Here is an 18,962-nt window from a genome sequence, read left to right as displayed (position 1 = left end):
CTATCCTCGCATGGCCAGGAGCATGGCATGACCGACCGCGTCGAACCGACGGCGATCGCCGATCAGGATCCCGCGCGTGGGCGCGAAGCCGGGCGCGAGGCAACGCTCGCTGCCGGCGATGTGCTCAATGGCATCTACAAGGTTGAACGCTTCATCGCCCGTGGCGGCATGGGCGAGGTCTTCGAGGGCGTGAACATCGAGACGGACGAGCGCGTCGCGCTGAAGGCGATCCGGCGTCATCTCGCCAGCGATCCGAAGATCGTCGCGATGTTCCGCAAGGAAGCACGCGTCCTTACCCATATCTCGCACCCGGCAATCGTTCAGTATCGGGTGTTCGCGCGCGATCCGCTGCTCGACCTTTATTATATCGTGACCGACTTCATCAACGGCGAGCCTATTTCGGCGCATCTCGACGGCGAGAGCCCCAATATCAGCAACGTCGTAACATTGGCGCGCCGGCTCGCAACCGGGCTTGAGGCCGCGCACGACCACGGCGCGATCCATCGTGACATGTCGCCCGACAATATTCTGTTTCCGGAAGGCCGTATCGAGCGTGCCAAGATCATCGACTTCGGCATTGCCAAGAGCCTCGACATCACCGCCGAAACGGTGGTTGGGGAAGGGTTTGCCGGCAAGCTTGGTTATGTCGCGCCCGAACAATTCGGGGATTTCGGGCGGCTCATCGGCCCATGGACCGACGTTTATAGCACGGCCCTGGTGCTGCTCGCTTACGCGCGCGGCAAGGCGCCCGCGATGGGCACCACGCTGTCCGAGGCCGTCGAGCGCCGCCGTGCCGTTCCTGATCTCGGCGATATCCCGACCGTTTTGGCGCCTTTGATCGAGCGGATGCTGGTGCCAGACCCGCAGCTGCGCATTCGCTCGATGCGGGAGGTTCTGGCCGGGCTGGATGCGATCCGTATCCCCGATGACGCACGGCTAGCGCCTTCCATTACCAGCCCGACGGAAGCCCCCAAAGTCGTCCGGAACGATGCCGACTCGATCACGACGAAGAGCGTGCCCGCGGCAGGGGCCGCCCCAACGGCGTCCGCGGCGACGATGACGACCTTTGCGCCCGACTTGGGGCGGAGCGAGCGCCTATCGTCTCCTGCCAAGGGCGATGCCGAGCCAAGCCCGACACCTGCCCCGGGTCCACCGCCGCGGGTGGGGCGGACGCCCCCGAAATCGCCACCGCCACCCCGTTCCGGGCATGACGGCACCACGACTGGCGCGCGCAGGCGGCGTTGGACGCTGGTCGGCGTCCCGATCCTCGGCGCGGCACTCGTAGGGGCCGTTTTCCTGAGCCGCACCGCCGAGCCACCGGTTACAGAGGAATCGGCGATCGTGACTCCGGCGTCAGCTCCCACCGTTGCGGCGTCGCGCCTGTCGGCAGCCGATCGTGCATTGCGGGTCGATGCGCTGCTCGCCAATTCGCCCTGCACATGGGTTCGTGCCCGACCGACCGACGAAGACGGTCCTACGGTGCTGGTGGGCACCTCGGGGGACATCCGTGCGGTCAAAGATCTGATCACGCGCGCCGGTCAGCCCCTGGGCCCGATTGATGATCAACAGATTATCCCCGCCAATGTCACGCAGTGTGGCACGATCGAAGCCTTGCGTCGGTTCGACACGCCTGGCGCCTCCGAACCGGGCACCCTCCTGATATCCTCGAACCGCCTGATCCTTGGGGAAGGCGCGCCCGGTTGCCCCAATGGAGCGGCGATCGACCTAACCGCGGCGGGCGGTGATCCTGCGCGCGAATTGGCGCTGATCGCGCTCCAGCCCGACGGCCGTCTGTTGCAGATCGCCGGAAGCCGCGCGGAGTTCGCGCAACGCGCGCGGGCCGATGCGACCAATTTCAATATCGAACCCGACCAGACCCTCCACGCACGCGCGTGCTACCCGGTGGCCGGGACGGGGGCGGTATTCCTGGTCGACAGCATGGGTAAATTCGATCTTGGTCTGCAGACCGGCGTTGCGGCGCCCCCGCCGGCAGATTTCGCGCAGCGGCTTGCGGTACAGGGCAAGAAGCAGGACCTGCGCATCGCAGCCGAATGGGCCAGGATCGAGGCTGGCGCGCCCGGCGCACCTGGTGCCAGCCTCGTCCCCGGGCCAGTCACGACCGACCGGCAAGAAACTTCGGTCGCGGTCGCACCATCGCCGCCGTCCACCAGCCGCGCGAAGGCTTTGGCAAGTGCGGCAATCGCAACCGCCAACGCCAATCGTCAGGAGCTGGAGCGTATCAGGGCGTTGAACAGCGGCTACCCAGCCAAGGATGAAGATCGCAACACCTGCCGCGCATTCGATGGAAAATGGAGGGAAGTTGGCCAGCTCAGCCGCAGTTCGTGTATTGCCGCCGCCTTTCGCGGGCGGTGCGATGTCACCTTCGCGCGCTATCGGGATCGGATGTTCCGCCGCTTGAACGGGACCATTGAGGAACAGCGCGGCGGTAGGTGGCGAAATGTCGGAGATGACAAGTCATGCTGAGTTAGTGCCGTCGTGCCGTCGACGACCCGGCCTGACTTCACCGGCGTCAAACCGGTCGGACTGGGCGTCGGACGGTTCGTCGCGCAATGCGCGCAACTGACCGCTGCCGCACATGCGATTGTTACGATCGTCACACGATCTGTAAGTAAATGTCGTGGGAAACCTTACTTGGCTCCGTCTCTGGCTGAGAGACGTAGTTGAGGAAATTCCTGTGACTTTTATCGACACGGCTGAGTTCGCGGCTCAGACGAAGGCCGCGCGTATTCTGATCGTGGACGATGATCCCGCGATGCAACGCATGATCGTCGGCTACCTTACCGAGCACAATCTTCGCGCGACCGCGGTTGGCGGCCGCAAAGCGCTGATGCATTCGCTTACAGTGCGCGAGCCCGATCTCGTCATTTTGGACCTTCATCTTGGCGAAGATGATGGTTTGGAGATATTGCGTGAACTGCGCACGCACAGCGTGGTTCCCGTAATCCTGATTACAGGTAACCGGCGCGAGGAGATTGACCGCGTATTGGGGCTGGAACTTGGTGCGGACGATTATCTGACCAAGCCGTTTGGACTGCGCGAGTTGCTCGCGCGCGTCCGATCCACCCTGCGCCGCCGTACCATGGACCGGCTGAGCCCCGCTAAGCATCGCGAATGTTCCTTCCGTTTTGCCGGCTGGTCGTTCGACCAGCGCCAGCGTGAGTTGACGTCACCCTCGGGGAAGTCGGTGTCGCTCACCAAAGGCGAATTTGCTCTGCTGAGTGCGTTCGTGCAGGCGCCACGGCGGACGCTGTCACGGGAGCATCTTCTCCAGGCGACCCGCGTCCATGAAGACGTGTTCGATCGCAGTATCGATGTGCAAATCCTCCGCTTGCGGCGAAAGCTGGAAGAAACGCCCAGCGCACCGCGCTTTATTTGCACAGCGCGTGGCGTGGGCTACAAGTTCGAGGCGGATGTCGAGGTCGTGTGAAACGTCGATCACTCGTATTGATTTGTTCGATTTGGTTGTTCGGGTTTAGCGCGTTCTACGCGCAGACCAGAGCCGAACTGGTTTCGCGCGGGCCGATTTCGGCGTTGCCGACGATCGCATCTGCCAGCCTGGATGCGCGCAAGGTGGCACTTGGTCACGACCTCTTTTACGATAGGCGAATGTCAGGCTCGACGCGATTGAGCTGCGCATCGTGCCATGATCTCGCGACCAATGGTGCCACGTCGGCGCGACAGGATCGGGGTGATGGCGGGCTGGCGTCGCCCTTCAATACGCCTACCGTGTTCAACAGCGTGTACAGTTTCCGCCTCGGGTGGGCCGGGCGCACGCGCACCTTGCGGGAATTCGCGCTTATTACGATCCGCAGCGATCATCTGATGAGCGGCGGTAAGCGATCGATCCGCCGGTTGGCCGCGGATACACATATGGCGGCGCGTTTTCGCGCGATCTACGGCACCGAACCGAACGAGCAGAATGTCGCCGATGCGCTTGCCGCGTTCATGGAGACGCTCGTCACGCCCGATGCGCCATTTGATCGCTGGCTGCGTGGCGACAAGGAGGCACTGACGCCGCAACAGGTGCGCGGCTATGCCCGGTTCAAATTGCTCGGTTGCGCCAGTTGCCACCAAGGCGTGAATGTCGGCGCCAACATCTATCAGCGGCGCGGCATCTTCCATCCGTTGGGAGACGCTCAACCGCGATATTTGCGCGTTCCAAGTCTTCGCAACGTGAGCGTCACCGCGCCCTATTTCCATGACGGCCGGGTATCGGCCTTGCCGGAGGCGATCCGCCAGATGGCGCGGTCGCAACTCGATCTGTCGATCAGCGAACGTGACATCCGCGATATCTCCGCGTTCCTAGACTCGCTCACCGGCACCTATCAGGGCCGTCGCCTGCAGCCTGCGTCACGACGGTGAGGCCGTTATTGTACCTGCGCATCGCCACAGGCCTGCTTCTGGTCGTGAGCATCGTGCTCGGCGTTACCACGATACGTACGATGGATGAGACGCGACGCTGGGCCAGCAGGGCAAGCAACGGCCTGATGGGCTATGACCTGGCCCAGGAATCGTTACAGCTTGATCTGCTCGATGCCCGGGCCGGGCTGCTGCGCAACTATGATCCCGTCAACACGCACATGGAATCGGCGCGCGCCAACCTCGCGGATCTTCAGAAACTTCCGATAAGTCCCGAAGCGCGCCGGATCCTCCAGCGCTTGGTTGCGAAGGGCAATACGCAGGAAGCACTGGTGGAGCGGTTTAAGAGCGACAATGCGCTTCTCCAAAATTCTCTCACCAGGTTCACAGCCAACGAAGGTGCTGAGGCAGGCGCGCTGAGTATCCTGTCCGCGAGCATCCTCAAGCTCACGCTCGACACCAGCCCGCAGGCCGTCACCGCATCGCGGGCTGCGCTGAAGCGTCTGCCGCCCACGCGAGACGGGACGCCGACCGCGCAACTGATCTCGCACACGCAACTGCTCCTCACGGTGCTGCCCGAAATCGACACCTTGCTTCACACGATCCGCGACACGCGGATGGAAAGCCGCATCGATGATCTGCAAGCGGCCTTGCGGCGGGAGAGTAATGCCCGTTCAGCCGTCGTCTCGCGATTGAAGTTGTCGACAGCCACCGCGCTGTTCCTGCTTGCGGTGAGCGTGATGGCGTTGGTCGTGATGCAGCGCCTGCACACGCGTGAGCTGCATGCCCGGGCCGCCAACGCGCGATTGAGCGCCGCCATTGCTACACCCCTGATCGATACCGGGCACACCAACTTTGTTTCGCGCGTGCGCGAAGCCGTGCTTCGGCTCGCACAGCATATTGGTGCCCGACGCATTCAACTCATCATTCCGGGGGTGAGCAACAGCGCACAATTTTCCTGGCCCTTCCCGGGGTCGGATGATGCGTGGTTGCCCAAGCTCGTGCGCGCCGCCAATGCCGATCGCGCCTGGAGCGGCGATCGGGTGGTGATATCTCGCGCGGGCCGAAGCGCCTTTCCCACCCTTGATGCGGCGATGCGCGCCGCCAGCATCGATAATCTGGTGTTGCTGCGAACCGCTGCGCCGGTCCGTGTGGTCATCGGCTTCGAACCGGAGAATCTGGTCACCGCGCAGCGAGGGGACCATATGGCCGGGGTCTCGTCGGCGATCATTGCGATCGCGCATGGTGCACGGCGCGAGGCGATGCAGCTTGAGCGTGAGCGGCTCGAGCGAACGCTGGCGCGCGCCCGGCGAATGGAAACTGTCGGTGCGATGGCCAGCGGCGTCGCCCATAATTTCAACAACATCATTGGCGCGATCGGCGGCTTTGCCGAAATGGGCCAGGAGCGCCTCTCCAGCGGATCATCTGCACGCCACAGTTTCGATGAGATTCAGAGCGCGGTCGGCCGCGCCCGCGATCTGGTCGATGAAATTCTCGACTTCGCCAAACAGGGGCGATCCGCCAAACGGCCGATCAACCTCTTCGATCTGCTCCGCGAAGCGGTCCGGATGCTGTCGGCGTCGGTACGGGACGACAGCATGTTCCTGTTATCCCCCAGCGAAGAGCAATATCCGGTATTGGGTGCCGTAAGCGATCTCCAGCAGGTCTTCCTGAACATCTGCAACAATGCGTTTCAGATAAGTGGTGGCGCGCCGGTGATCATTGAGGCACGTCGTGTCGATGCCGCAGACGAACAGCGTCTAAGTCACGGCACGCTCGAGCCAGGTCGCTACGTCGTCGTGGCGATTTCCGATGCGGGTCCCGGTATTGCCGATGCCGCACGCAGCCGGTTGTTCGAACCCTTCTTCACGACCAAGAGGGGGGGCACTGGACTTGGGCTTTCGACGGCATGGGAGATCGTCCAGGATCATGGCGGCACGATCGATGTCACAAATTTAGCCGGGCGTGGCGCCTGTTTCTCCGTGTGGTTGCCCGAAATGAACCAAAGCGGGCATGTGCCCAGCGCCGGGGGCGGGGCGAGCATATTGTTGCTGTGCGATCCCGGCGACCTCGTCGCAACCGAAGATGTGATCGCCGAACTTGGCTATGAGCCGCGCGGCTTCGTGCTCGGTACGGCGACCCCTGTCCTGCTTGACGTGTTGGCGGAATGTGATGCGGTGCTGATAGCGACGCGGCAGGCCGGTTTGGTCGGGCCGTTGATCCGCGCGCTGGCCACGGCAACCGATGCACGCCCGATCCTGTTGGCAATTCCGGACGGTCAGACGGCAGACCTGCCGGTCGCCGTGCTCCGGCTGCACCATCCGATCCGCCCCTGTGAGGTTTCCTTGCAATTGGCGCGGGCGATGGCCGTTGGCGGGCTCACGCCGGAGGAGGTGCGTACCCATCACGGCACCACCGCCCTGGCGGCAGGTTGAGATCCAGACCGTGCCCTGCCGCTGCGGCTTCAGGGGGCGGCAGCCTCAGCTGAGACCGTGAGAATCCACGCACCTTCAGATGAGCCGGCCTTGCAACACAGGCTGCCCAGGCGCCGCTCGGCTAATGCCGTTGCGGCGTCTCAGTTCTTCTTGGGCGGAGAAACGCACATCCTCATTCCGGTCGTTGGCATAACGGTCGAGAGCGTTGGCATCCAGGTCGGACCAGGCGCGACCCCGCTCGGCGCCGGCGGGCACGCGGGGGAGTAGGCCGGGCTCGTCGCTCCACGCCAAAAGTTCGTCGATCGAGGCGACGTTCAGCATATCGCGCAGGTGATGCGCGGTGACATAGGCGTCTGGCAACGCACGATGGGCCGGCAGACCGATCCGCTGGTCGAGCCCCTCCGGCATCCGCCAGTAACGCAGCACCTGGTTCGAGAAGCTTGGGCTGTCCGGCCACAGGCGCAGAGCGCACTTCCAGGTGCAGATCCAACGCGCCCCGCCTGAAAGCCTTGGGGTGCAAAAGCGTTGCTCGAAGCTCGCACGATGTGCGGCCAGAGCTATAACGCCTCCAGCGGGGCGCAGGATGGGCGGAGCGGCCTCTTTCCAGAAGGGCGCTCCGATCACATCCCGGTCCATGATGTGATGGACCGCCATCGTAACCGCGGGGATGGCCCGGCCAGGATTTACGAGGATCGACCCGCGATCCTCATTCACGATCCAGCGGCCCTGGTGGAGAATGACGTCCTGCCAGCCGATCTCGCACACGTCGTGGGCGGGCGGGGATGAGCCTGTCGTCTCCAGATCGACGACTCTGATCCGTTCGGAGGGCATGTCTTGAATATGGTGACTTCAGCGCAATTCGCCATCGTTGGTCTAAGCGACGATCCAACGGCATGCGGAAATGTCCGAATGGCTAGCTATACTGTGATGGCCACAGAGCCCGAGCTTTTTGGCGGGGCTGGCGCGGGCGCAGGCCGGGGGGCGTCGTCGCTGCGTGGCCGCCGTACGGGCCCGCTACGCCTCAGCAGACGGAGCCGATCCCTGCCAAACTGCGCAGGTAGTAACGTTGCGAAGGTCGCCCATGCGGCGCCTGACGCTGCAAGGAAAGTCAGGGCGGTCGTCATCAGGCCTAGCTATACCTCGCACGATCCTTGGCAAACGCACTTTCCCGATCAGAGTAAGCGATGGGCCCGCGACGTACCCGATCCGCGCTGCGCCGCGACATGCTGGTTGACACGCAAATGTAATATGGTCATTCTCACGCAATAATGAACTTAATTGACCGGGGGGTCTATGGCGGATCGATACGCATTGTGCAGCCGTTTGAGCTCGGTCATTGCCGCAGCTGTGCTGGCCGCCGCGACGAGCCTACCGGCGTCGGCACAGCTGTCCCTCTCTTCAGTTCCGATGAGCGACAGCGAGCAGGCGCGCCCCGAATTGCCGCAGATCCTGCCGATGCGCGAGCGCGCCAAGCTGGAGAATCGGATCCTGGCCGACCGCCTCGACACGATCGTGCCCAAGCTGATGCGCGAGCAGAAGGTCAGCATGTGGCTGCTGATGGCGCGCGAATATTTCGAAGAGCCGGTCGTCAACACGATGCTCAATGCCGAGAGCCTTCATGCCCGGCGTCGTACCATCCTGATCTTCTTCGATCCCGGCAATGGCCAGCCGGTTGAGCGGATCACCGTCAGCCGCTACGGCCTTGGCGGGCTGTTCAAGCCGGCATGGGATCCGGACAAGCAGCCGGATCAGTGGAAGGCGGTCGCGGACATCATCGCCGCGCGCAACCCGGCGACGATTGCGATCAACACGTCGTCTCTGTCCGCCTTCGCCGATGGCATGACGCTCAGCCAGTATAAGGACATGACCGCCGCGCTCCCCGCACGCTTTCAATCGCGGATCGTGTCGGGCGAGACGCTCGCGATTCGCTGGCTCGAAACGCGCACGCCGATGGAGATGGCGATCTATCCGGGCATCGTCCGCACGGCGCATGCGATCATCGCCGACGCCTTTTCGCGCAAGGTGATCACGCCGGGCAAGACCACCACCGACGACGTCGTGTGGTGGTATCGCCAGCATCTGACCGATCTTGGGCTGGTGCCGTGGTTCCAGCCGTCGGTCGCGGTGCTGCGCCAGGGGCAAAAGGACATGCTGGAAGGCGATACCGTCATCCAGCCCGGCGACATTCTGTGGACCGATTTCGGCATCACCTATTTGCGGCTCAACACCGATACCCAGCATCTGGCCTATGTGCTGAAACCGGGCGAGACGCAGGCGCCGGCGGGGCTGCGTGCCGGCCTGAAGGCCGCCAATGCCGTCCAAGACGCTTTGCTGTCGTCGTTCAAGGTCGGCGCAACGGGCAATGAGGTGCTGGCCGCGGCGCGGGCCAAGGCGATCGCGGCGGGGCTCAAGCCGTCCATCTATTCGCACCCGCTGGGCTATCACGGCCATGCGGCGGGGACGGCGATCGGCTTCTGGGACAACCAGAAAGGCGACGAACGCGGGCTCTATCCGGTGCATCCCAACACGACCTGGTCGATCGAGCTGGCGGCCTACGCGCCGGTTCCCGAATGGGACGGGCAGGAGGTGCAGTTCCGGGCGGAGGAGAATGCCTATTTCGACGGGGGCAGGGTGCGCTTCCTCGACGGGCGGCAGACCGCGATCACGCTGATCCCGGGCGGGAACTAACGGACGGGCGGCGATAGCGACAAGGGGGCTGGCAATGGCGATACGCAAGACATTGGGGTTCGCGGCGGTAGCCGTGCTGGCACTGGCGGCGGCGCCATCTTCCGCCGAGACGTTCAAGGTTACCGTCCCGGCAAGCGCCAAGGCGGGTCCGTTCGACGGGCGTGTGATGGTGATACTCACCCCGGACGGAAAGACCGAACCGCGCTTCCAGACGCGGCCCGATTATTTCGGTGCGCAGATGTTCGGGGTGACGGTCGACGGACTCAAGCCCGGCGCCAGCGCCGCGATCGGCAGCGAGGTGCTCGGCTTCCCCGCCGAGAGCATGAGCGCGGTACCGGCCGGGCGCTATTATGCGCAGGCGGTGCTCCACCGTTACGACACCTATCATCTTGCCAATGGCAAGACGGTCAAGCTGCCCGCCCCGCGCGGTGCGGGCCAGAATTGGCGCAAGGAGCCTGGCAACCTCGTCAGTACGCCGCGGATGATCGATTTCGATCCTGCGCGGCCGGGCGAGGTGGAGCTCACGCTCGATCGGGTCAATCCGCCGATCGCCGAACCCAAGGACAGCGAGTTCGTTCGCCATTTCACCTTTCGCAGCCCGCAGCTGTCGAAGTTCTGGGGGCGCGACATCCTGCTGCGCGGGCATGTGCTGGTGCCCAAGGATTTCGACAAGCACCCCGAGGCGCATTATCCGCTGATGGTCTTCCACGGGCATTTTCCGGAAGATTTCGGCGGTTTCCGGACGACCCCGCCCGATCCGAACCTGAAATGCGAGCCGAGCGAGCGGTTCAACCTCCCCTGCTACAATCGCACCGAACAGGAAGAGGCCTACAACTTCTATCGCCAGTGGATTTCAGACAAGTTCCCGCGCTACCTGGTGGTCGAAATTGACCATTCCAATCCCTATTACGATGATTCCTACGCAGTGAATTCGGCCAATATCGGCCCCTATGGCGATGCCATCACCTATGAATTCATTCCTGCGCTGGAAAAGAAGTTCCGCGGAATCGGGCAGGGGTGGGCGCGCTTCTTGTACGGCGGCTCGACCGGCGGCTGGGAGGCGCTGGGCGTCCAGGTCAAATATCCGACCGAATATAATGGCGCGTTTGCGGCCTGCCCCGATCCGATCGACTTCCGGCAGATGATGACGACCAACATCTACGCCGACAAGAATGCCTATTATCTGGAAGGCCCGTTCGCCCGCGTCGCGCGCGCCGGCAAGCGCGATTACCTCGACCATTCGCCCTACACGATGGAGATGGAAAATCGCTGGGAACTGGTGATGGGCGACAAGACCCGTTCCGGCGGGCAGTGGGACATCTGGGAAGCGGTGTTCTCGCCCAACGGCGCGGATGGCTATCCGCAGCGGATCTGGGACAAACGCACCGGCGTGATCGATCCCAAGGTCGCCGAATATTGGCGCGACAATTACGATCTCCGCTACATCATGGAGCGGGATTGGAAGACGTTGGGGCCAAAGCTCCAGGGCAAGATCCATCTCTATGTCGGTGACATGGACAATTTCTATCTCAACAACGCGGTATACTTGACCGAAGCCTTCTTGAAGAAGGCGGATCCGCCTTATCAGGGTGAGGTCGACTATGGTGATCGGGCCGAACATTGCTGGAATGGCGATCATGCCAATCCCAATGCCATCGCGCGACTGCGCTACAACACCTTTTACCTGCCGAAGATCCTCAAGCGGATCGAGGCATCGGCACCCGCCGGGGCCGATCTGACAAGCTGGCGCTACTGACGGCCGCAAAGGCCGCACGAACGAGACACGGAGAGGACGGGATAATGCGGGCGTCGGCTAGGCGTCCGCGAACGGAACGTCGCGTCCCGAAATGGCGCGCAACAACGGGGAAAGGGGTTTCTCATGGTACGCACGGTTCACAGGACTACGCTCCTCGCGGGCACGGCCTTCATCGGGCTGGTTACCGCGCAGATGGCGCACGCACAGGATTCGACCCCGGCATCGCCGCCGGCAAACGCCGTCCAGTCCGAAGTGGCGGCGGCCGAGGCAGAGGGTAGCGAAGTCGTCGTCACGGGATCGCGCATCCGTTCTGCCAATATGGAGAGCGTCAGCCCGGTCGTGCAGATCAGCGGGGCGGAATTCACCACCCGCGGCGTGACGCGGGCCGAGGATCTGGTCAATCAGCTGCCGCAGGTATTCGCCGCGCAGGGTTCGGCCAATTCCAACGAGGCTACCGGCACCGCGCAGGTCGACCTTCGCGGCCTCAGCCCGTCGCGGACGCTGGTGCTCGTGAACGGCAAGCGCTTGCCCTACGGCTCGCCCAAGTCGACGCCGTCCGACATCAACCAGGTGCCCACCGCGCTGATCCGCAACGTCGAAGTGCTCACCGGCGGTGCGTCGGCCGTGTACGGTTCCGACGCGATCGCGGGCGTGGTGAACTTCAACCTGATCGACGATTTCCAGGGGCTGAAGGTCAGCGCCAATATCGGCGGCTATCAGCACAACAATGGTGCCGACGGGCTGCGTGACCTGCTCGACCAGAATGACGCGCTCGTGCCCGGGGCCTATCCCAAGCCCGACAAGAATGTGTGGAACGGCTTCACCCAGGAATATTCGGCGGTGGTCGGCAGCAACATGGCCGACGGCCGCGGCAACGTCACTGCATATGGATCCTATCGCAAGATCAAGCCGATCCTGCAGGCCGATTACGACTATAGCGCCTGCGCGCTCGGCACGACCGGGACCAATGGCGATCAATTTTCGTGCAGCGGGTCGGGCTACAACTTCCCCGCGAACTTCGCCAACACCGGCGGGCTGGTCAACGTGCCAACCCAGTTCCGCGCCGACAATGGCCAGTTCGTATCGGGGCGCCGCACCTATAATTTCGCGCCGGCCAATTATTATCAGCGCCCCGACGAACGCTACACGCTGGGCGCGATCGGCCACTACGAGATCAGCGAGCACGCCGTCCCGTATTTTGAAGTCAGCTACATGGATGACAAGTCGACCGCGCAAATCGCGCCCGGCGTCATCACCGGCGGCATCTATGGCAGCGCGGGCGGACTGAACTGCGACAACGCTTTCCTTAGCGCACAGCAGGCGCAGTTCGTGTGCGGTGCCGCGGGCCTGTCGACCGTCGGCAATTACGATGCCAACGGCAATTATCTGGGCAGCGCGGTGGCCAACGGGATCGTCGTCAATCGCCGTAATGTCGAAGGCGGCAACCGTCAGGACAGCATCCACCACAGCACGTTCCGCATCGTCGGTGGCGTGCGCGGGAAGATCGACGAGGCGTTCAGCTACGACGTCTACGGGTCCTATGCGAAGGTCAGCTACAATAGCCGCTTCGTCGGTAACGCCAACAACACCCGCTTCGCGAATGCGCTCAATGCGGTTGTCGACCGGCGTACCGGATCGTCGACCAGCGGCAAGATCGTGTGCGCGATCAACGCCGATGCGATCAGCACCAATGATGATTCACGCTGCGCACCGCTCGACCTGATCAGCGGCAATGCAGCGAGCGCTGAATCGATCGCCTATATCGGGCAGGAGCAACAGATCACGGGCTCGACGGCGCTGACCAACATCGTGGCGTCGGTCAACGGGGATCTCGGCAAATACGGTGCGGTGCTGCCGTGGGCGACCAACGGAATCGGCGTTGCCTTCGGTGTGGAATATCGCAAGAACACCCTCGATCTGAACCCGGACGAAGCCTACCAGACGTCGACCGAGCCCGAATATCCGGTGCACGGGTCGACCACCGCCAAGGAGCTGTTCGCTGAACTCAACGTGCCGCTGGTGGAGGATCGTCCGTTCTTCAAGCTGCTGTCGTTCGAAGGCGCGTATCGTTATTCGGATTACGATACCGGGTTCAAAACGGACACCTATAAGCTCGGCCTGAACTGGTCGCCGATCAGCGCGCTGCGCCTGCGCGGCAGCTATCAGCGCGCCGTGCGTGCGCCAAACGTAGTCGAGCTGTTCTCCTCGCAGTCCAATTTCGAGGTCGAGCTGACCGAGCTCTCCAACGGCAGCTATGATCCTTGCTCGGGCGAGAGCCCGCTGGCGACGGCCGCGCAGTGCGCCAATACCGGCGTGACGGCGGCGCAATATGGCAAGGTGATCGACAACCCCGCCGGCCAGTTCAACGCGCTGATCGGCGGCAATCCCAATCTGGTGCCGGAAAAGGCGGATACCTGGTCGTTCGGCGGCGTCTTCCAGCCGAGCTTCATCCCGCGGCTGACCCTGTCGGTCGATTACTTCAACATCAAGGTTAAGAACCTGATCGGCAGCGTGAATCCCAACCTCGCGCTCAAGAACTGCCTCTACAATGCCGATCCTTTGTCCTGCTCGACCATCCATCGTGGCCCGGGCGGCTCGCTGTTCCTGACCTCGGACAGCTATTTCGAGCGCTTCAACCTCAATACCGGCTCGCTCCAGACCAGCGGCATCGATCTTTCGGTCGACTATCGTCAGCCGCTCGAGCAGCTGGGTACGCTGTCGTTCAACCTCGTCGGCACCTACCTGGACAGCTACAAGACCAAGCCGCTTCCCACCTCGCCGGCGGCCGACATCTACGAATGTTCGGGACTCTATGGCGGGTTGTGCGGCCGTCCGCGTCCGGAGTGGCGCCACAAGCTGCTCACCACATGGTCGACGCCGATCAAGCTCGATGTCGGCGTGACCTGGCGGTACGTGTCGTCGGTCAAGATCTCGCAGACCAGCAGCCAGGAAGCGCTGTCGGGCAGCTATGCGGCGCTCAACCGCAAGCTGAACAGCCGCAGCTATTTCGATCTGTCGCTTGGCTATGACGTGCTCGACAATGCGCGGCTCACCGTCGGCGTGAACAACGTGCTCGACAAGAAGCCGCCGCTCACCACCACTGCTGCGATCGAAGATGGCGGCAACGGCAATACCTACCCGCAATTCTACGATGCGACGGGCCGGTATCTGTTCGCGAGCCTGTCGTTTAAGTTCTGACCGAACGTGCGGTCGGCTCCCCTGGCGGGGCCGGCCGCACGCCTATCAAGGGAGTAAGGCCGTTGGCCGTGTCACGGATCCCAATGCTGCTGGCGACGGCCTGTGCGCTGCTCGCACCCTCCATACAGGCACGGGCGGCTAAGCCCGCGCCGGTATGGCACGCGACCGATGCCGACCGCGCCGACGCGCGCGCGCTACTGGAGCAGATCGTCGCGATCCCGACCGCCAAAGGGCGTGCCGGCGTCCCCCTGCTGGTGGACGTGCTGGCGGCGCGGTTGACGGCGGCGGGCTTCACCGACCAGGACATCATCCGCGTCCCGATCACGATCGACGGCGAGCAGACGATGGGATTGATCGTCCGCTATGCTGGCCGCAATCCCGCGCGCAAGCCCGTTGCGCTGCTGGCCCACATGGACGTGGTCGACGCGATCGCGGCCAATTGGGCGACCGACCCCTACCGGCCGGTCGAAAAGGACGGCTATCTCTACGGCCGCGGCACGCAGGACAACAAGTTCGGCGTCGCTGTGCTCGTGGCGAGCTTTGCCCGGCTCAAGAAATCGGGGTGGACGCCGGATCGCGACCTGCTGCTCGCCTTTTCAGGCGACGAGGAAACCGGGATGCTCTCGACCCGTCGGGTCATTGCCAATCCGCTGGTTGGCCGCGCCGAATATGCGCTGAATGCAGATGCCGGCGGTGGATCGGTGACCGCAGCGGGCGTGCCGATCGACTTCGGGATGCAGGCGGCGGAAAAGACCAATGCGACGTTTGAGGTTACCGCGCTCAACAAGGGCGGTCACAGTTCGGTGCCGCGCGACGACAATGCGATCTACGATCTGGCAGACGCGCTGGCGCGGCTTCGCGCGCTGCGCTTCCCGGTTCAGTTCAACCCAATCACGCGCGCGATGACGGAAAAGGCGGCGCGTGAGGCAAACGGTCGCCTTGCGGCGGCGTTGCGCACGCTGCTGACCGATCCGACCGATGCGTCGGCGATCGCGGTCGCGCGACAGAACCCCTCGACCAGTACCATATTGTGGACGACCTGCGTCGCGACGATGCTGCGCGCGGGCAATGCGCCGAATGCCTTGCCACAGAATGCAGTCGCGACGGTCAACTGCCGGATCCTGCCCGGCACCCCGGTGGCGGACGTCCAGGCCGCGATCGAGCGCACCGTCGCCAATCCCGCGCTGCGCGTGGCGCTCGTCGGCGAAGCGGTCGAAAGCCCGGTGTCGCCGGTCCGGCCTGACCTAACCGTGATGCTCCAGCGGGCGCTCAACGTAAGCTGGCCCGGCGCGACGCTGTCGCCCAACATGTCGTCGGGCGGGACCGAGGGACGCGAATATCGTCGCGCCGGAATTCCGACCTACGGGGCGGGCAGCCTGGGGATGGTGATGCCGCAGGATGCGCGCGCGCATGGCACGGACGAGCGCATCCCGCTCGCATCCTTCTACAAGGAACTCGATTACTGGGACGCGCTGATCCGCCAGATCGGCGGCAAGGCGCGATGATCGCACACCGCGCGTGCGCCGGCGACACGCCGCGCGGTCGTGGTGGGCGAGCCTGTAACAGGGTAGGGCGCCGGGCGGCGCGGATCAGCCGCCGGCGCGCGCGTCGGTCATTCGATGGGCGATTTGCTGAGATTGTCCCCGATCTGCTGCAGCGTCCGGACCAGGGTCTTCAGTTCGGCGTCGCTGATCCCCTGCGTCGCGCGGACGAACTGGCGATTGACGATCGGGGTCAATTCCTGAAGTTTCGCTTTGCCCGCCGCACTGAGACTGACTTCGGTGATCCGCGCGTCCTCGCCCGCCTGCGCCGTGACCAACCCCTGCGCCAGCATTCGATCCACGATGCGGCTGACAGTCGGTCGCTTGATCAGCGCAACGGTGGCGATCGTACCAATGCTGGCCGGCTCATGTTCGCGCAACACCGTCAGTATCCGATAGATCGGTTTCGACATGCCGCGCCGGACCAAGACCTGGTCCATATCCTCATGATATTTATGATCGGCGTGCGCCATGAGGTAAAAAGGCGAGCCGGCCAAGGTAAAGCCCGGATCGCCGGGATCGTAGATATTCTTCTTGGGCATGTGCTGAACGTTTCCCACGGAGATCGACCTGCATCCACATTATCGCGTGCAAGTCTCCCATTAAGCGGCGTCGCGCGTCCAGCGCTAACGTCGGGTTGCTCTTGGCGGAAGGCCCGACGGATCGGGCTCAGCGGCGACGCCCTTCACCGGCGCACTTGCCGCATATGGCAGCTTATCAACATGTGGAAACTCACGTGAAATTGAACTCTATTGTGCCATCTAGACCAATGGTTCCCACCAAGTCGAGCCACCTCGTCGCCGCGTTAGGGCGCCTCGTGCGATGGGGCGCGCTCGCGATTGGGGCGCTCTCCGCAGCCGCGATCGCCGCGCCGCCGCCTTCGCCGCTCACGATCGAGACGCTATATAGCGAACCGAGCATCATCGGCACCACGCCTGAAAGCGTCGCCTGGGACCGTGACGGATCGCGGCTGCTGTTCCTGTGGAACGAGGGCGGGCGCAGCGCGCGCGACATCTGGAGCTACGACCGCAAAACGCGGATACCGGAGCGCCTGACCACCTTGGCAGGCACGCCTGAGGGCGGGGTCGACGCAGCGGTCTGGCTGGCGGGGGGACGGATCGCGTTTCTGCGCGGCGGCGTCCTCTACCTGCGCGATGGCGGGGGCGGGCTGCGCCCGCTCGATGATCAGGCCAAGGGCGTATCCACGCTGACGGCGTCCCCAGACGGGATGCAGCTGGCGTTCGTCGCGGGAGGCGGGCTGTGGCTGCGGGACGTCGATCAGCCGGGCCCGAGCCGCCTCGTCGTCCCGCCGCAGGACAAGCGCTCGATCGAGAGCGTTCAATGGGCGCGCAACGGTGCGCGGCTGGCGTTCGTCGTTGCCGATACACGCGCCATGCGCCGCATCGAGATCGCCTATGATGCCGACGGTCGCGCGCATCGCGATGTCGTCGCGCGCGCTTTTCCGGGTGATTCCGGCAATATCGCCTTCGCCATCGGCGTGATCGATGCGCGCGCCGGCGCGGCGCCGCGCTGGCTCGATCGCCCCGATTCCGGTGATCCGATCTGGAACTACCAATTGTCGCCTGATGGCGGTTCGCTGCTGGTCAATGCCAGCGACCTGACGATCAAGCATCATTTCGTCGACATGTACCGCCTCGACGACGGGCGCCGGACGCGCGTCTATGCGTTCGACGATCGCGATCAGATCCGCCCCGATTGGCAGGCGGCGTGGGCACCCGACGGCAAGGCGATCTTCCTCCTCACCAATCGCGACGGCTTCAATCACCTCTATCGCATCGACCGGGCAGGCGCGCCGCCGCACCAGATCACGCGCGGGCGATGGGAGATCGACGCGTTCGAGGTCGATGGCGCGCATCGCCGTCTCTATTTCCGGTCGAACCAGTCGGGCTATGCGGAGCGCGGATGGTATCGCGTCGGCTTTGGCGGCGGCGCGATCACGCCGGTGGCGGCCACGGCGGGCACGCACGATGTGGTCTTTGCACCCGATTTCTCGGCGCTGGCCGATCGTGCGAGCGACGATCGCACGCCACCCGAACTCTATATCGCCCGGCTTGACGGCACGCCGGCGGCAACGCGCATCACCCACTCGCCGCTGCCGGCCTTCACGGCGCAGCCATGGGCCGATGTGCGCTACGTTGATTATCGGTCGCACGTCGACGGTGCCGCGCTGACCGCGCGCGTGATGCTTCCGCCCGGCTTCGATCCCAAGCGCCGCTATCCGCTGATCGTCGGCTCGGTCTATTCCGACGCCGTGCGCGACCAATGGGGTGGCCGCGTTGCGCATCCGACCTGGGGGCTGGATCAATATCTCGTCGCGCATGGCTATATCGTGATCAATCCCGGCATTCGCGGCAGCTTCGGCCGCGGCAAGGCGTGGAACGCGCCGATGCAATATAGCTACGGCACGCTCGACATCGACGACATCCAGGACGGCGCGCAGCGTCTGGTCGACCTTGGCTATGCCGATCCCAAACGGATCGGGCTGTGGGGGTCGAGCTATGGCGGGCTGATGACCCTGATGTCGCTGTTCAAGAAGCCCGGTTTCTATGCTGCCGGCGTGGCGGGCGCGCCGGCCAGCAACGTTGCACACGCCTATCCCGAACAGGAGTGGATCATGGGTGTCCCATCAGGGCCGGATTTTCCGGCGCGCTACGAACGCCAATCAGCGTTGTATCAGTCCGCCGGCCTGTCGGACCCGCTGATGATCATCCACGGCACGCGCGATGAGGTGGTGCTCTATTCGGATACGATCGCGCTGGCGCAGCGGCTGATCGCGCAGGGCAAGATGTTCGAACTCGTCACGCTGCCCGGATCGGGCCACCCGTGGGACATGGAAGGGCTCCCGCAGACCCGCTTCGCATTTCGCAAGCTGGTCGATTTCTTCGATCGGCATCTCCGGCCCGATGTCGCGACAGCGCGCTGACCAACCGAACCCGACCGGTT

The 18,962-nt window shown here is 63.9% G+C and carries 11 protein-coding genes; 9 read left to right on the top strand and 2 right to left on the bottom strand.

The window, feature by feature from the left end; translation table 11 throughout:
- Positions 1 to 27 precede the first annotated feature (27 nt).
- The 4 genes from ACSBM8_RS15300 to ACSBM8_RS15285 all read left to right on the top strand — a co-directional run bounded on the left by ACSBM8_RS15300 (position 28) and on the right by ACSBM8_RS15285 (position 6,815).
- Entirely contained in the window at positions 28 to 2,484 is a 2,457-nt protein-coding gene (locus ACSBM8_RS15300) for a serine/threonine-protein kinase (protein WP_442678857.1), read from the top strand.
- Between the two features lie 211 nt (positions 2,485 to 2,695).
- Complete coding sequence (locus ACSBM8_RS15295) at positions 2,696 to 3,448, top strand: response regulator (protein ID WP_442678856.1); 753 nt, start codon at positions 2,696 to 2,698, stop codon at positions 3,446 to 3,448.
- A gap of 179 nt (positions 3,449 to 3,627) precedes the next feature.
- Positions 3,628 to 4,383 (top strand): cytochrome-c peroxidase, encoded by a 756-nt coding sequence (locus ACSBM8_RS15290; protein ID WP_442678855.1) that lies wholly within the window; start codon positions 3,628 to 3,630, stop codon positions 4,381 to 4,383.
- A gap of 8 nt (positions 4,384 to 4,391) precedes the next feature.
- Positions 4,392 to 6,815 (top strand): DAHL domain-containing protein, encoded by a 2,424-nt coding sequence (locus ACSBM8_RS15285; RefSeq protein WP_442678854.1) that lies wholly within the window; start codon positions 4,392 to 4,394, stop codon positions 6,813 to 6,815.
- A gap of 75 nt (positions 6,816 to 6,890) precedes the next feature.
- On the opposite strand, the gene ACSBM8_RS15280 is transcribed toward ACSBM8_RS15285, so the two are convergent.
- A complete protein-coding gene (locus ACSBM8_RS15280) occupies positions 6,891 to 7,646 on the bottom strand; it encodes a 3'-5' exonuclease (protein WP_442678853.1) in 756 nt (251 codons plus the stop codon).
- 576 nt (positions 7,647 to 8,222) lie between these two features.
- Between ACSBM8_RS15280 and ACSBM8_RS15275 the strand changes: the two genes are divergently transcribed.
- The 4 genes from ACSBM8_RS15275 (at position 8,223) to ACSBM8_RS15260 (ending at position 15,962) form a co-directional block, all read left to right on the top strand.
- Positions 8,223 to 9,503, top strand: a complete 1,281-nt coding sequence (locus tag ACSBM8_RS15275; protein WP_442678852.1) for a M24 family metallopeptidase — start codon at positions 8,223 to 8,225, stop codon at positions 9,501 to 9,503.
- A gap of 34 nt (positions 9,504 to 9,537) precedes the next feature.
- Positions 9,538 to 11,259, top strand: coding sequence for a hypothetical protein (locus tag ACSBM8_RS15270; protein WP_442678851.1), 1,722 nt, complete (start codon positions 9,538 to 9,540; stop codon positions 11,257 to 11,259).
- Positions 11,260 to 11,382: 123 nt separating this feature from the next.
- Positions 11,383 to 14,457 carry a TonB-dependent receptor domain-containing protein gene (locus ACSBM8_RS15265; RefSeq protein ID WP_442678850.1) on the top strand — a complete coding sequence of 1,025 codons (3,075 nt, stop codon included), beginning with the start codon at positions 11,383 to 11,385 and terminating at the stop codon, positions 14,455 to 14,457.
- Positions 14,458 to 14,525: 68 nt separating this feature from the next.
- Positions 14,526 to 15,962 (top strand): M20/M25/M40 family metallo-hydrolase, encoded by a 1,437-nt coding sequence (locus tag ACSBM8_RS15260; protein WP_442678849.1) that lies wholly within the window; start codon positions 14,526 to 14,528, stop codon positions 15,960 to 15,962.
- Positions 15,963 to 16,069: 107 nt separating this feature from the next.
- Here the strand turns inward: ACSBM8_RS15260 and ACSBM8_RS15255 are convergent, their stop codons facing one another.
- Entirely contained in the window at positions 16,070 to 16,540 is a 471-nt protein-coding gene (locus tag ACSBM8_RS15255) for a MarR family winged helix-turn-helix transcriptional regulator (protein WP_442678848.1), read from the bottom strand.
- Positions 16,541 to 16,752: 212 nt separating this feature from the next.
- Between ACSBM8_RS15255 and ACSBM8_RS15250 the strand changes: the two genes are divergently transcribed.
- A complete protein-coding gene (locus tag ACSBM8_RS15250) occupies positions 16,753 to 18,942 on the top strand; it encodes a prolyl oligopeptidase family serine peptidase (RefSeq protein WP_442678847.1) in 2,190 nt (729 codons plus the stop codon).
- Positions 18,943 to 18,962 lie beyond the last annotated feature (20 nt).

The organism is Sphingomonas sp. ASY06-1R, assembly GCF_052180265.1.
In the GTDB taxonomy this organism is placed as follows: Bacteria; Pseudomonadota; Alphaproteobacteria; order Sphingomonadales; family Sphingomonadaceae; genus Sphingomonas_I.
Note: the sequence above shows the minus strand (reverse complement) of the source record. Positions and strands in the feature narration are given on the sequence as shown.

Excerpts from the sequence above, each read along its gene's own strand:
- ACSBM8_RS15300 (WP_442678857.1), top strand. The coding sequence starts at position 28 with ATGACCGACCGCGTCGAACCGACGGCGATCGCCGATCAGGATCCCGCG.
- ACSBM8_RS15290 (WP_442678855.1), top strand. The coding sequence starts at position 3,628 with ATGTCAGGCTCGACGCGATTGAGCTGCGCATCGTGCCATGATCTCGCG.
- ACSBM8_RS15280 (WP_442678853.1), bottom strand. The coding sequence starts at position 7,646 with ATGCCCTCCGAACGGATCAGAGTCGTCGATCTGGAGACGACAGGCTCA.
- ACSBM8_RS15275 (WP_442678852.1), top strand. The coding sequence starts at position 8,223 with ATGAGCGACAGCGAGCAGGCGCGCCCCGAATTGCCGCAGATCCTGCCG.
- ACSBM8_RS15270 (WP_442678851.1), top strand. The coding sequence starts at position 9,538 with ATGGCGATACGCAAGACATTGGGGTTCGCGGCGGTAGCCGTGCTGGCA.
- ACSBM8_RS15265 (WP_442678850.1), top strand. The coding sequence starts at position 11,383 with ATGGTACGCACGGTTCACAGGACTACGCTCCTCGCGGGCACGGCCTTC.
- ACSBM8_RS15255 (WP_442678848.1), bottom strand. The coding sequence starts at position 16,540 with ATGCCCAAGAAGAATATCTACGATCCCGGCGATCCGGGCTTTACCTTG.